This window comes from Pseudomonas vanderleydeniana, from assembly GCF_014268755.2.
Classification (GTDB): domain Bacteria; phylum Pseudomonadota; class Gammaproteobacteria; order Pseudomonadales; family Pseudomonadaceae; genus Aquipseudomonas; species Aquipseudomonas vanderleydeniana.
The window spans coordinates 6,116,832-6,129,042 of record NZ_CP077093.1; the positions used below are offsets into that span (position 1 = coordinate 6,116,832).

Below are 12,211 nucleotides of genomic sequence, written 5' to 3' on the forward strand. Positions count from 1 at the left end.
GCCGGGGCCGCGCATAACCTGTCGCCATCAATCGATGGAGCCCGCCATGAGCTATCGCTCGAAAATCGCGCTGGTGTACCTGCTGGGGTTCTCCCTGGACCTGGTGAACATGTTCGTCGCCAACGTCGCCTACCCGGAGATCAGCCATGAACTGCAGGCCTCGGTCAGCCAACTGGCATGGGTCGGCAACGCCTACATGCACGGGCTGACGGCGATCATTCCACTCAGCGTCTGGCTGGCGACCCTGGTGGGTGAACGCCGGCTGATCGGTGCCTCGCTGGCGCTGTTCGCCGCCGCGTCCTGGGGGGTGGCCCAGGCCGCCTCGATCGAGACGCTGATCGCCTGGCGGTTGCTGCAGGGCCTCGGTGGCGGCCTGCTGATTCCGGTCGGCCAGGCCATGGCCTATCGCAACTACCCGGTGCACGAACGGGCCACACTGACCTCGCGGATGATGCTGGTGGCCCTGCTGATCCCGGCCTTGTCGCCGGCACTGGGCGGGCTGATCGTCGACCATGTGTCCTGGCGCTGGATCTTCTACGCCAATATTCCCCTGGCCCTGCTGCCGTTGCTGCTCAGTACGCTGTGGTTCCAGCCGGACGTCTTGCCGGCCCAACGGACGTCACCCAGCCTCCACGGCCTGTGCAAAGCCGCCCAAGTCGCGCGCATTCCACTGCTGCGCCTGGCGATGCTGGTCTACCTGTTCGTTCCCGGCATCTTCATCGGCACCCAACTGGTCGCCATTCTCTACCTGCGCGACCTCGGTGCCAGCGCGGCCTGGACCGGCAGTCTGATGTTGCCCTGGGCCCTGGCCTCGGGCGTGGCGATCCTGGTCGGCAAGCGCAGCTTCAATCGGGTCGGGCCCAAGCCGTTGCTGTTGGCGGGGATGTTCGCCCAGGCGGCCGGCATCCTGCTGCTGACCCAGGTCGCCGCCCCCGACAGCGCCTTGCCGGTCCTCGCCTACAGCCTGATGGGCCTGGGCGGCAGCCTGTGCAGCAGCACCGCGCACAACTGCGCCTTCGTCGATGTCGACCTGCCGCGCATGGGCCACGCCAGTGCGGTATGGAACATCAATCGACAACTGAGTTTCTGCCTCGGCGCGGCGCTGATGATGGGCCTGCTGGAACTGCTGGGCAGCACGCCTGCCGACTTTCACCAGTGCTTCCTGGCCGCTGCCCTGCTGACTCTGGTCCCGCTATTGGCCACCCTGCGCCTCGATACACCGGCAGTGCTGGCCCTACTGACTCCCGCACAAGGATAACCCGCATGAACGACAAGACGCCCTACTTCGATGAAGTGATCGAAACCCACCAGATCATCGAACAGTGGTTTGCCGGCAAGCTGACAAATGAAAGGCTGGAACCGCTGCTGGCAAGGTTCTCCCCCGAGTTCTCGATGGTCACCCCGACGGGCAGGCAACTGGACAAATCGGGATTGGTCGAGCTGTTCACCCATCTGGGGGGACGTCGACCGGGATGCCGTATCACCCTGGGCGAACTGCAGGTGATCGCCCTGCATGAGTCCGGCGCCACCCTGCACTATCGTGAATGGCAGGCTGATGACAGCGGGACGCAAACCGACCGGCGCTCGACGGCGGTGTTCGAAAGAGCAGCGGATGGCCGGGTGCTGTGGCGCCACCTGCACGAGACCTTCACTCACGTCTGAAACAGGCTTGCGTCCTGAGATTTCCAGTGTGTTTCAGGGCCTCTTCGCGGGCAAGCCCGCTTCCACAGATCGCCGGGGTGTACTCCAGGCTGCGGCCCTACAGTGTCATTGTGGGAGCGGGCTTGCCCGCGAAGAGGCCGGTGATCCCGCCCCACAAACCCGCTCACGGCACCGTTGGCTTGACCACCACCGTACAGGTGATCCCCGCCGCCAGCAGCACGCCGTCCGGTACCTCGTCGATGTGAATGCGCACCGGTACCCGCTGCGCCAGGCGTACCCAGTTGAACGTCGGGTTCACATCGGCGATCAGCTCGCGGCTCTCGGGGTTGTCACGGTCATAGATGCCGCGCGAAATGCTTTCCACATGGCCCTTGAGCACCTGGCCACTCATCAGTTGCATGTCCGCCGGGTCTCCGACCTTCACATGGGGCAGCTTGGTCTCTTCGAAGAAGCCGTAGACCCAGAACGAGTTCATGTCGACCACCGCCATCTTCGCCTCGCCCATGCGCGCGTAGTCACCACGGTGCACGTTGAGGTTGGTGACGTAGCCGTCCACTGCCGCCCGCACTTGCGTGCGCGCCAGGTTCAGTTGCGCCGCCTCCAGTTGCGCCTGGGCCTGCTGGTAGTCGGCCAGCGCGGCGTCGGCGAGGTTGCCGGCGTCGTCGCGGCTCTCCTTGGAGATCACCAGGTTGTCCAGGTCGGCACGACGGTGGGCATTGACCTTGCGCATCTCCCAGGTGGCCTTGCGCGAGTCCACCAGCGACTGCGCCTGCTTGACCGCGATGCGATAGTGCTCGGGGTCGATCTGCATCAGCAGGTCACCCTTCTTGACGATCTGGTTGTCGCGCACCGGCACGTCCACCACCTCGCCGGTAACGTCCGCGGCGACGTTGATGATATCGGCGCGGACCCGGCCGTCACGGGTCCAGGGGGTTTCCATGTACTGCACCCACAGCAACCGGCCGATCCAGATCGCGAGGGCCAGGACCAGCAAGGTGGCGAGCAGGCTGAAGAGCTTTTTCATCAGGTCGTTCTCAACGGTAAACAGTGAGCGCCAGGGCGCCGAAGATGCAGCTGAACAGGCTCAGGCGCAGCAGCGCCGGGTGCCAGAAGAAGCGGTACAGGTCATGGCTGGCGATAAAACGGTCAAGCGCCCAGCCGACCCCGGCGGCGACCAGGAACACCAGGGTCACGGTCGGCAGGTAGAGGCCGTGGAAGGCGATTTCACGAAGCATGGTGGGTTCCTTGTGGGCGGCCCAGGGCCGCCAGCGGCGAGCGCGGGTCCAGCAGCGAGGTGCGGATGAAATGCAGGTAGCTCTGCACCCGGCGCAGCACCGAAGTGTCGAAGTGGCGGGCGAAGGGTTCGTCGGTGGCCTGGACCCGGCTGATCGCGTGGTCCACCGCCACCAGCGCGCGCTCCAGGTTGCTCGCGCTGGGCTGGATGAACAGGCGCATCAGCGAGCGACCCATGACCCGGATCGACTGGCGCCACGGCTGCGACTCGGCATAGGCCGGGTGCACCGGCAGGATCGCCTGTTCCTTGCGCAGCTCGATGATCGCGTGGCCGACCTCCAGCACCACGAACATCCAGCGCAGCAGCGAGCTCTGCACCTGCGGCTGGCCCGCGGCGAAACCATAGGCCTGGTGCAGCAGGTCGCGGGTGCCGCTTTCGAAGGCCGAGCCGAGGCCCTTGAGCCTGCCGCTGATGGCGAACACCACCTGTTCGCGCAGATCCTGCTCCAGCCGACGCCACAGCCAGCGGCTGTTGGGCGGCAGGATGATCGCCCCGGCCGCGGCACAGACCAGCATGCCCATGACCATGCCGATGTAGTCGTTGATGAAGGTGTAGGGGTTGTAGACCGTCAGGTTGTCCGGCACCGAGCCGGTGCTGAAGAAGATCAGCAGGCCGACGCCAACGCCCATGTAGGCCGGGCGCGAGGCGAGGAACGCGCCGAACACGAAGACCGGGGCAAGTACCATGCACAGCAGTGGGAAGCCGTCGATCCAGGGGAACACGAAGAACATCTCGCCGAAGCCGATCAGCGCACCGAGAAAGGTCCCGCAGGCCATCTGGAACGACATCCGCTTGGGATTCGGCGTGGCCGCCGACAGGCCGACCGTGGCCGCGGCGATCAGGGTCATGGTCGCCCCGCTCGGCCAGGCGGTGGCGACCCAGTAGCTGCCCAGCACCAGCAGGATGAACGCGGCGCGAATGCCCGAGGCCGAGGCCGCCAGCCAGTTGGTCTTGGGCACGAAGGGTTCGTCCCATTGCTCGCGCTCGTGGCGGTGGTCGGCCAGGGATGCGTGGGTCAGCGCATAGCTGTGCAGTTCCTCGACGAAGCGGTAGAGCAGTTCGAAGGCGGTATGGAAATCCAGCAGGTCGGCTTCGTCCGGCTCACGGTCCAGGAACGCCGAGCGCAGGCTGCGGACCTGCTCCGGCAGGCCCGACTTGTAGTCGGCCAACAGTTGCGCCAGGCGGGCGGCATCGGCGTCGGTCAGGCCGCGCCCGGCAAAACCGTCGAGCCGTTCGGCCAGGCCGAGGAATCCCGGTTCGATAGCAGCGAAGACCGTCGACGACTCGTCGCTGCGCAAGCGTTCCAAGAGTTGGTGCAGGGCATTGAAGCGGGTGGTCAGGGTCATGAACTCGCTGTTCAGGCGATTCAGGCGGCCATTGCGTCGACGCATGTGCGGGTCTTCGAACACGGTGACGCTGCGCAGGCCTTCGATCCCGACCGCCTGGGCAATGAAGCCGATGTTCGCGGTCTCGAACGCGGCACTGGCATGCGGGCCGCGCAGGCCGCTGCTGACGAATCCGGCAAAGGCGCCGAATCGCTGGTAGAGCGCGTTGCGCATCGCCGCACTGGAACTCTGCGGGAGTATCGCGGCGCTGACGAAGGTCGAGCAGACCAGCCCCAGGGCGATCTCCAGCACGCGCCACACGGCGGCCATGAACGCCCCTTCCGGGTGCGCCAGGGCCGGCAGGCCGACCATCGCGGCGGTATAGCCGGCGAGGACGAAACCGTAGGCGCGGAAGTTGCGGTTGCGCGCCGCGCCCGCCGAGCAGATCCCGACCCAGATCGCCAGTGCCCCGAGAAACAGCTCGGTGTTCTGCGCGAACAGGGCGATCAGCAGCACCATCATCGCCGAACCGGCCAGGGTGCCGAGCAGGCGGTAGAAACTCTTGGCGAACACGTGGCCGCTTTGTGGCTGCATGACGATGAACACGGTGATCATCGCCGTCCGCGGCTGCGGCAGCTCCAGGCGCATCGCCAGCCACAGCGTCAGGAAGGCGGCGGCCAGGACCTTGAAGATATAGACCCAGGTCACGCCGTCACTGCGCGCCCAGTCAAAGAAACCGCGACGCCATTCAAGGGAATACAGCCAGCGCACCGGGGCGGGCAAGGGAGTCATGAAGCGATTCTCAGTGATCGAAGGCGGCCATTACGGCGGGTGGTTTGGACGGCACGCTACGCTCCGGGGCCGGTACATCGTTGCCGGCACCCAGGCCGCCGCCGAGGGCGGTGACCAGTTCGGCATGGGCACTCAGGCGGGCGGCCTGGACCTGCTGCTCGACCTGCTGCTGGTGGAACAGCAGGGTCTGCGCATTGAGCACGTTGAGGTAATCGGTCAACCCACGCTGGTAGGCGATCATCGCCAGGTCGTAGGTTTTCTGCGCCGCCGCCACCGACTCGGCGGCGAAGGCCTGCTGCTTGTCCATCGACTCGCGGCGGATCAAGCGATCGGAAATGCCCTTGAGGGCATTGACCAGCGTCTGGTTGTAATGGGCCACGGCCATGTCGTAGCCGGCCGTGGCCTCGCCCAGTTCGGCGCGCAGGCGGCCACCGTCGAAGATCGGCAGCGAAATCGCCGGGCCGACGGTGTAGTTGAATTTCTTGCCGGCCAGGAACTCCAGCATGCCGCCACCGGTGGCCATGTAGCCAAGGCTGCCGACCAGGTCGACATTGGGGTAGAACCCGGCATGCGCGACATCGATACCGCGAGCCTGGGCCGCAACCTGCCAGCGGCTGGCAACCACATCGGGACGTTGACCGAGCAGCTCGACCGGCAGCGCCGATGGCAGTTTCAGCGCCGTGCGCAAGGACAGCGACGGACGCTTCAGGCGCGCGCCCTCCCCCGGACCAAGACCGGCCAGGGCCGCCAACTGGTTGCGGCTCAGGGCGATTTCCTCGTCCAGCGCATCGAGCTGGCGGTGGGTTTCCGGCAACGGCGCCTGAGCCTGGCTGACTTCGAACTGGGTACCGATACCACCGGCCAGGCGGCGTTGCGCCAGGTCGAGAATCTGCGTCTGCTGGGCGAGGGTCGCCTCGACGATATCGCGCTGGGCGTAGTGCAACGACAGCTGGATATAGGCGCGGACGATATTGTCCTGCAACTCCAGGCGGGCCTGGCGCTCTTCGGCGGCACTCATGTGCGCCAGGTCCACCGCGCGTTCGGTCGCGTTGCTCTCACGGCCCCAGAGGTCCAGGGAATAGCTCAGGCCCAGTGCCGCATTGTTGTCCCAGGTGTTCGAACCGGCCAGCTCGCCGGGGCCATAGAACGGGTCCGTGGCCCACTTGTGGCGCTTGATGGTCGATTGAGCGTTGACCTGCACCGACTCGGCCGATTCGGCGAGGCCGGCCAGGGCCCGCGCCTGGCGCACCCGGGCGGCGGCCATGGCCAGGCTCGGGCTGCCTTGCAGCGCCTGGTCGAGCCATTGGTCGAGTTGCGGATCGCCATAGGCCTGCCACCAACGGGCCGTTGGCCAGTGTGCGTCGCGGGCGGCGCTCTGGATCGCTTCGTCGGTGGAAAAGGTGTTGGCGGCGAGGCTCTTGCCTTGTGGGGCAATCCCTCCGGTTCCGATGCAGCCGCTGATAGCCAAGGATAAAGCCCAAACACTGAGAGTCTTCAACTCTCTGCTGATGCGACGCGGCACTGCTGCGAATTCCCGACATGAATGAAGAAGCTTTGCGGCAATTCTAGGGGGCGCCCGGCACGGCGATAAGCGTGGATTCCTGCGAATATTTGTTACCGTTCCCGTGATAATCCGGCGCCTGTCGTGGCGAAACAGCAGGCCGGCGCGAGCAGGACCATGAGCGCATTGTGATATTGGCGGCCCAACTGCCATGCCAGTCTGAATCCACCCCGTTGTCACCAGACTGACAATAAAAAACACAAGTCAGAGGCGTCCCATGAACCTGTCTCTCGAACTGCTCAAGCGCCGTAGTCTTCATCGTCGCCCTTTCGCCCTTGATCCCCTCGATGCGCTGCAACGCTACCTGGTCGCCGATCTGCGCATCGCCGTCGAACGGCGGGACGACCGCCTGCACCTGCTGACCCGGGACGGCGACCCTTGCACCCTCGAATACACCGATGGCTACCGGATCAGCCGGACACTGCACGGCGTCGGGCATATCACGACGCAGCACTGGCAACGGCTGAACCTGAGCCTGTGCCGCAGCTACATGAGCATCGACTGCCAGCAGGCGGTACCGATCGTCAGGGGCCTGATCAGCGCCGACCACTCACGGCAGCAGGTGCTGCAAGACCTGACCGCCTTCTTCAACCTCTCCAGCGCCGCCAAACACTCCGCCGCCTGAAACAGGACGCTCGCCATGTCCGACGCCACCCCTGATGACCTCTTCAATCTTCTGCACCGCCAATTGCCGGACCGTCCGAGCGATAGCTTCCAACTCGCCACCGGGCTGGATCAGCACCGGCTGTGGCTGGAGTACGACCGGCCAAGGTTGCTGCTCATGCTCGCCCGCCCCGCAACGGTAACCGGGGCGAGCCCGCCCGAGTTCATCGTCCAGGGCTGCGGCGCCCCGGTGATGCTGCTGTTCGATACCTGGTTCCGCGACCAGGCCGTCAAGGCCCTGTTCGTCGAACCCTGCCTTGGCGACAGGAACAGCATCCTCGCAGCCTGCAAGGTACTCCAGCAGCGCTGCCGCCCTGCGTACCGGGCCCAGGAGTGACCGGCCATGAACCTCTCCAGCGTCGCGCAAAGCGAACACACGCTATTCCCCAAATCTCTCGCGACACCCCAACTGCTCAGCTACAGGACCACCGACTCGTACCTCAACGAGGCTCCGACGCTGAACCCGCCTCGGCTGGAACTGGTGCAACACCTGCAAGGCGTCCCCGTTGAGCCCGCCCTCCGGGAACGCACGCCCACCACCCTAGGCCAACTGTGCGGACACTTCCAGGCAAGGCTGGCAGACAGCCCTCCTGCGCGGCAGGCCTCCCTGCAGAAACTCCATCGGCAGCTGCTCCTGTGCACCAGCGGCCCACTTGACCCGGCCAATCCCGGCAAGAAGCAAGCGAAGGCCTGCTACCAGTACTTCCAGGCAGCCCAGCGAGCCTTCGAGGACCTCGCGCAGGCCTGCGACGCACCACGGCGCCGAGCGTACGAGGAACAACGCGACCTGTGCCGGATGCTCAAGTGGCAATATCGCGCCAGCCGCGACCAGCACGACAAAACCGCGTTGGACCAGGCCATGGCCAAGAGCCGGGCCACGGTGGCCAACGGTGGCTCGATGGGTAACCACACCCGGCTGGGAATTGGCCTGGGGGCAACGGGCACGGTCAGCCTCGTACCCAGTGTCGAGCTATCGACAGGGCTGAGCACCACCCAGGGCCGCATCATCAAGGACACCACCAGCGTCAGTGCGGGAGTGACGGCGAAACTGTCCGCCAGGGTCGCCTCGGCAGGGCTGGGAGCGTCACTCGAGAAGTCCACCACTCGCAAGTACGGCAATATCGATGACTATGCCGATGCCCGCAGCCGCTCCAAATGGACCTGGTGGAATGGTTCCAAGCGCGACATGCTCACCCAGAGCCGCAGGCTGTTCGCCAGCTGCAACGACTACAGGCGCAATATCCGGCTCGCCGCCTGGAGCCAGCCCTACCTGGAAAAAAAACTGCAGGAGAACGGCATCGACTCACCGGGCTTCGAACGGCACCAACCCAAGGCCCGTCCCTTCCAGATCGAACGCGGCGAGCGGTTCACGCTGACAGGGAATGTCCAGTTCGATGGGCTGGGCGTCGTCACCCTGGGGGCAGCGGCCAAGGCGGATGTGCTGCGCACCACGAAACAGCAGGCGCTGGATATCGTCGGGCTGTATGAGTGGGACTCCGGGCTTGCCAGGAGACACCTCGATAAATCGCACACCTATCACATCACCGCGCAGCAATTGATCGGTGATTTTCACCAGCATGTCGCCAACGGCAGTGAGCGACTGAGCAGCGCCGTGCTGAACAATCTGGGTTCCCGGGAGCGGCGTCAACTCGGGCAAGAGTTGGAGGAACGCTCACAGGAACTGCTCAACCAGTACATCTACCTCAAGACCCGCGGCGCAATCACTGACGGGACGGAGCCCGACCAGGCCATCCGTCAACTGCTCGAAGAACACCCGATGCTGCTGCGCCCCGAGCGCCTCAAGCGCCATACGACAAAGACCGATACCGAAACCCGGACCCTCACCGTCGAATCAAAGCTCAAGCTCGCAGTCGGTGCGAGCGCCGCAGCCGGCGTGAAAATCGCCCTGTCGTCAGTCAGGGAGGATGACCCGCACCTGAGCGGCACCTACCTGGACCTGACGGTCAGTGGTCGGTTCAACACCCTGGAAAGCCTGCAGAACCTGATCTCCAGCGGTTTGTCCCACGCCGGCGCCAACGGTTTCGATCCCGCCCCTATCGCGGCGATGGTCGCCAGCACGGTGCTTTACCAGGCCCATGGTGTCTCGGCGCAGTTCTCGTTGAAGCTCAAGGACGGCAAACCGGCGCTTCTGCTGAGCCAGCAGTTCCTCACACAAGAGGACGATGTCAATCAGACCATTGATACACCGACCCCGCTGACACTCGAAATCGGCCTCGGCGGCCACCTCAATACCCTGCACAAGGAACAACTGGGCAGCCAGTCGCTGGACCTGGTATCGGCGATCGCGCTGGCTAAACTGGGCAAGCGCACGCCGGCCGGCATCGAATGGTGGGACGGGTACGTCGCCAAGCACGCGGAGTCCTTCGACAAACTGCTGGAAAACATTGCCTACAGCCACGAAAATACGCTAATCGGAAGGGAAATTGCAGAAATCAGAGAGCACATCAAACCAGGCAATCGGCACGTCGTCGACGACCTGCTCAAGGCCGCGAGAACAGCCCGCGACGAGCCCGGCGAACAGACCCTGCGCCAGGCCCGGGAAGCGCTGAAAGAGATGTTTTTCGCCTACATCGCCGACTACTATGAGGCCAAGGTCAAGAGCGCCTGGCGGGTCGAATGAAACCGGTGGCGTAAAACCACTGTATTCGGGCGCAGACAAGCTACACATCGCCCTGTTACTTCGTGTCACAATTTGCCATCGCCCCAGAGAGAGCCCCATGGACACCTTGCAAAACATGCGCGCCTTCAGTTGTGTGGCCGAAGCCGGAAGCTTCACCGCCGCCGCCGTGCAACTGGACACCACGACAGCCAACGTCTCGCGCGCGGTCTCCAACCTGGAAGCCCACCTGCAAACCCGCCTGCTCAACCGTACCACCCGCCGCATCGCCCTGACCGAAGCCGGCAAGCGCTACCTGCTGCGCTGCGAACAGATCCTGGCCTACGTCGAGGAAGCCGAGGCCGAGGCCAGCGACGCCCATGCGCGGCCGGCCGGGCTGCTGAAAGTGCATACCATGACCGGCGTCGGCCAGCATTTCGTGATCGATGCGATTGCCCGCTACCGCAAGACCCACCCGGACGTGACCTTCGACCTGACCCTGGCCAACCGCGTGCCGGACCTGCTGGACGAGGGCTACGACGTATCCATCGTGCTGGCCAAGGAGCTGCCGGATTCGGGCTTCGTCTCACAGCGGCTGGGCATCACCTACAGCATCGTCTGCGCCTCGCCCGAGTACGTGAAGGCCAACGGCTGTGCACGCAAGCCCAGCGAACTGCTCAACCATGCCTGTCTGCGCCTGGTCAGCCCGGTGACGGCGCTGGACAACTGGACCTTCAACGGTCCCGACGGCCAGGAGGCGGTGACCCTGTCCAGCTCACCGTTCCTGGTGAACTCGGCCGACGCGATGAAAACCGCGATCACCAGCGGCATGGGCGTCGGCGTACTGCCGGTGTACGCGGCCATCGAGGGCCTGCGCAACGGCAGCCTGGTGCGCATGATGCCCGAGTACCGTTCCCAGGAGCTGAACCTGTACGCGATCTATCCATCGCGCCAGTACCTGGATGCGAAGATCAAGACCTGGGTCGAGTACCTGCGCGGCTCGCTGCCGGAAATCCTCGCCGCCCACCAGGCCGAGCTGGCGGCCTATGAACTGAGCAGCGTACGCCTGGCGACCTGAGACGGTGGGAGAGCCCAGGATTGTGGGCAGGCTCAAGGGCCCTTCGCGGGCAAGCCACGCTCCTGCAAGGTCCGTGTCGAACCACAAATCCGCAAGCGACTGATGACCTGTAGGAGCCGGCGGTGCGGCGATCTGCCCGCGAAGGGGCCCTCAAGCCTTACTCGCCCCTACAGCCCACCGGCGAAAAATGATAGCGTGCTTGCTATTCTCCCGCCGTTTGATGAGCTTCGCGATGAAAAAAACCGTACTTGCCTTCAGCCGCGTCACCCCTGCCATGGTCGAGCACCTGCGCCAGGATTTCGAAGTGATCGTCCCGGATCCCAAGCTCGGCGATCTCAATGCCCAGTTCGACGAAGCCCTGCCCCACGCCCATGGCCTGATCGGGGTCGGGCGCAAGCTGGGCCGTGCCCAGCTGGAAAACGCCGGCAAGCTCGAAGTCGTCTCCAGCGTCTCGGTCGGCTACGACAACTATGACGTGGCTTACCTCAGCGAACGCGGGATCATGCTCACCAACACCCCCGACGTGCTCACCGAAAGCACCGCCGACACCGGCTTCGCCCTGCTGATGAGCGCCGCCCGCCGCGTCGCCGAGCTGGATGCCTGGACCAAGGCCGGCCAGTGGAAAGCCAGCGTCGGCCCAGACCTGTTCGGCACCGACGTGCATGGCAAGACCCTGGGCATCGTCGGCATGGGCAACATCGGCGCCGCCGTCGCCCGCCGTGGCCACTTCGGCTTCAACATGCCGATCCTGTACAGCGGCAACAGCCGCAAGACCGAGCTGGAACAGCAGCTCGGCGCCCAGTACCGCAGCCTCGACGCGCTGTTGGCCGAAGCCGATTTCGTGGTGCTGGTGGTACCGCTGAGCGAGAAAACCCGCCACCTGATCGGCCAGCGCGAGCTGGGCCTGATGAAACCGGGAGCAATCCTGGTGAACATCTCCCGGGGCCCGGTGGTGGACGAACCGGCGCTGATCCAGGCCTTGCAGAACGGCACCATCCGTGGCGCCGGCCTGGACGTCTACGAGAAGGAACCGCTGGCCGAATCGCCGCTGTTCCAGCTCAAGAACGCGGTGACCCTGCCGCATATCGGCTCGGCCACCCACGAAACCCGCGAGGCCATGGCCAATCGCGCGCTGGCCAACCTGCGCAGCGCCCTGCTCGGCGAACGTCCGCAGAACCTGGTCAACCCGCAGGTGTGGAAGGGCTGACACACTGGCAAG

At 65.0% G+C, this 12,211-nt stretch carries 11 protein-coding genes; 7 read left to right on the forward strand and 4 right to left on the reverse strand.

Annotated elements, in window-relative coordinates; all coding sequences use genetic code 11:
• The first annotated feature begins 46 nt into the window (after positions 1 to 46).
• Complete coding sequence (locus tag HU752_RS27510; RefSeq protein WP_186678339.1) at positions 47 to 1,258, forward strand: MFS transporter; 1,212 nt, start codon at positions 47 to 49, stop codon at positions 1,256 to 1,258.
• A gap of 5 nt (positions 1,259 to 1,263) precedes the next feature.
• On the forward strand, positions 1,264 to 1,662 hold the full coding sequence (locus tag HU752_RS27515; RefSeq protein WP_186678341.1) for a DUF4440 domain-containing protein: 399 nt from the start codon (positions 1,264 to 1,266) through the stop codon (positions 1,660 to 1,662).
• Between the two features lie 163 nt (positions 1,663 to 1,825).
• Here the strand turns inward: HU752_RS27515 and HU752_RS27520 are convergent, their stop codons facing one another.
• The 4 genes from HU752_RS27520 to HU752_RS27535 are packed head-to-tail and all read right to left on the reverse strand — an operon-like array spanning position 1,826 to position 6,595.
• Positions 1,826 to 2,686 (reverse strand): efflux RND transporter periplasmic adaptor subunit, encoded by an 861-nt coding sequence (locus HU752_RS27520; protein ID WP_186678343.1) that lies wholly within the window; start codon positions 2,684 to 2,686, stop codon positions 1,826 to 1,828.
• 10 nt (positions 2,687 to 2,696) lie between these two features.
• On the reverse strand, positions 2,697 to 2,897 hold the full coding sequence (locus tag HU752_RS27525) for a DUF1656 domain-containing protein (protein ID WP_010445139.1): 201 nt from the start codon (positions 2,895 to 2,897) through the stop codon (positions 2,697 to 2,699).
• A complete protein-coding gene (locus HU752_RS27530) occupies positions 2,887 to 5,073 on the reverse strand; it encodes an FUSC family protein (RefSeq protein ID WP_186678345.1) in 2,187 nt (728 codons plus the stop codon). The genes HU752_RS27525 and HU752_RS27530 overlap by 11 nt, the downstream gene beginning before the upstream one ends.
• Before the next feature lie 10 nt (positions 5,074 to 5,083).
• Positions 5,084 to 6,595 carry an efflux transporter outer membrane subunit gene (locus HU752_RS27535; protein ID WP_186678347.1) on the reverse strand — a complete coding sequence of 504 codons (1,512 nt, stop codon included), beginning with the start codon at positions 6,593 to 6,595 and terminating at the stop codon, positions 5,084 to 5,086.
• Between the two features lie 256 nt (positions 6,596 to 6,851).
• Here HU752_RS27535 and HU752_RS27540 point away from each other — a divergent pair, with 256 nt between their 5' ends.
• The 5 genes from HU752_RS27540 (at position 6,852) to HU752_RS27560 (ending at position 12,199) form a co-directional block, all read left to right on the forward strand.
• Complete coding sequence (locus HU752_RS27540; protein ID WP_186678348.1) at positions 6,852 to 7,259, forward strand: hypothetical protein; 408 nt, start codon at positions 6,852 to 6,854, stop codon at positions 7,257 to 7,259.
• Positions 7,260 to 7,274: 15 nt separating this feature from the next.
• On the forward strand, positions 7,275 to 7,634 hold the full coding sequence (locus HU752_RS27545) for a hypothetical protein (protein ID WP_186678349.1): 360 nt from the start codon (positions 7,275 to 7,277) through the stop codon (positions 7,632 to 7,634).
• Positions 7,635 to 7,640: 6 nt separating this feature from the next.
• On the forward strand, positions 7,641 to 9,938 hold the full coding sequence (locus HU752_RS27550) for a hypothetical protein (protein ID WP_225920076.1): 2,298 nt from the start codon (positions 7,641 to 7,643) through the stop codon (positions 9,936 to 9,938).
• Positions 9,939 to 10,035: 97 nt separating this feature from the next.
• On the forward strand, positions 10,036 to 10,992 hold the full coding sequence (locus HU752_RS27555) for a LysR family transcriptional regulator (protein ID WP_054060423.1): 957 nt from the start codon (positions 10,036 to 10,038) through the stop codon (positions 10,990 to 10,992).
• 232 nt (positions 10,993 to 11,224) lie between these two features.
• Positions 11,225 to 12,199, forward strand: a complete 975-nt coding sequence (locus HU752_RS27560) for a 2-hydroxyacid dehydrogenase (protein WP_186678351.1) — start codon at positions 11,225 to 11,227, stop codon at positions 12,197 to 12,199.
• Positions 12,200 to 12,211 lie beyond the last annotated feature (12 nt).

What these genes read in the sequence shown, in the direction of transcription:
- HU752_RS27530 (WP_186678345.1), bottom strand. Translation starts at nt 5,073, where the DNA reads ATGACTCCCTTGCCCGCCCCGGTGCGCTGGCTGTATTCCCTTGAATGG.
- HU752_RS27510 (WP_186678339.1), top strand. Translation starts at nt 47, where the DNA reads ATGAGCTATCGCTCGAAAATCGCGCTGGTGTACCTGCTGGGGTTCTCC.
- HU752_RS27520 (WP_186678343.1), bottom strand. Translation starts at nt 2,686, where the DNA reads ATGAAAAAGCTCTTCAGCCTGCTCGCCACCTTGCTGGTCCTGGCCCTC.
- HU752_RS27525 (WP_010445139.1), bottom strand. Translation starts at nt 2,897, where the DNA reads ATGCTTCGTGAAATCGCCTTCCACGGCCTCTACCTGCCGACCGTGACC.
- HU752_RS27560 (WP_186678351.1), top strand. Translation starts at nt 11,225, where the DNA reads ATGAAAAAAACCGTACTTGCCTTCAGCCGCGTCACCCCTGCCATGGTC.
- HU752_RS27550 (WP_225920076.1), top strand. Translation starts at nt 7,641, where the DNA reads ATGAACCTCTCCAGCGTCGCGCAAAGCGAACACACGCTATTCCCCAAA.
- HU752_RS27545 (WP_186678349.1), top strand. Translation starts at nt 7,275, where the DNA reads ATGTCCGACGCCACCCCTGATGACCTCTTCAATCTTCTGCACCGCCAA.
- HU752_RS27540 (WP_186678348.1), top strand. Translation starts at nt 6,852, where the DNA reads ATGAACCTGTCTCTCGAACTGCTCAAGCGCCGTAGTCTTCATCGTCGC.
- HU752_RS27555 (WP_054060423.1), top strand. Translation starts at nt 10,036, where the DNA reads ATGGACACCTTGCAAAACATGCGCGCCTTCAGTTGTGTGGCCGAAGCC.
- HU752_RS27515 (WP_186678341.1), top strand. Translation starts at nt 1,264, where the DNA reads ATGAACGACAAGACGCCCTACTTCGATGAAGTGATCGAAACCCACCAG.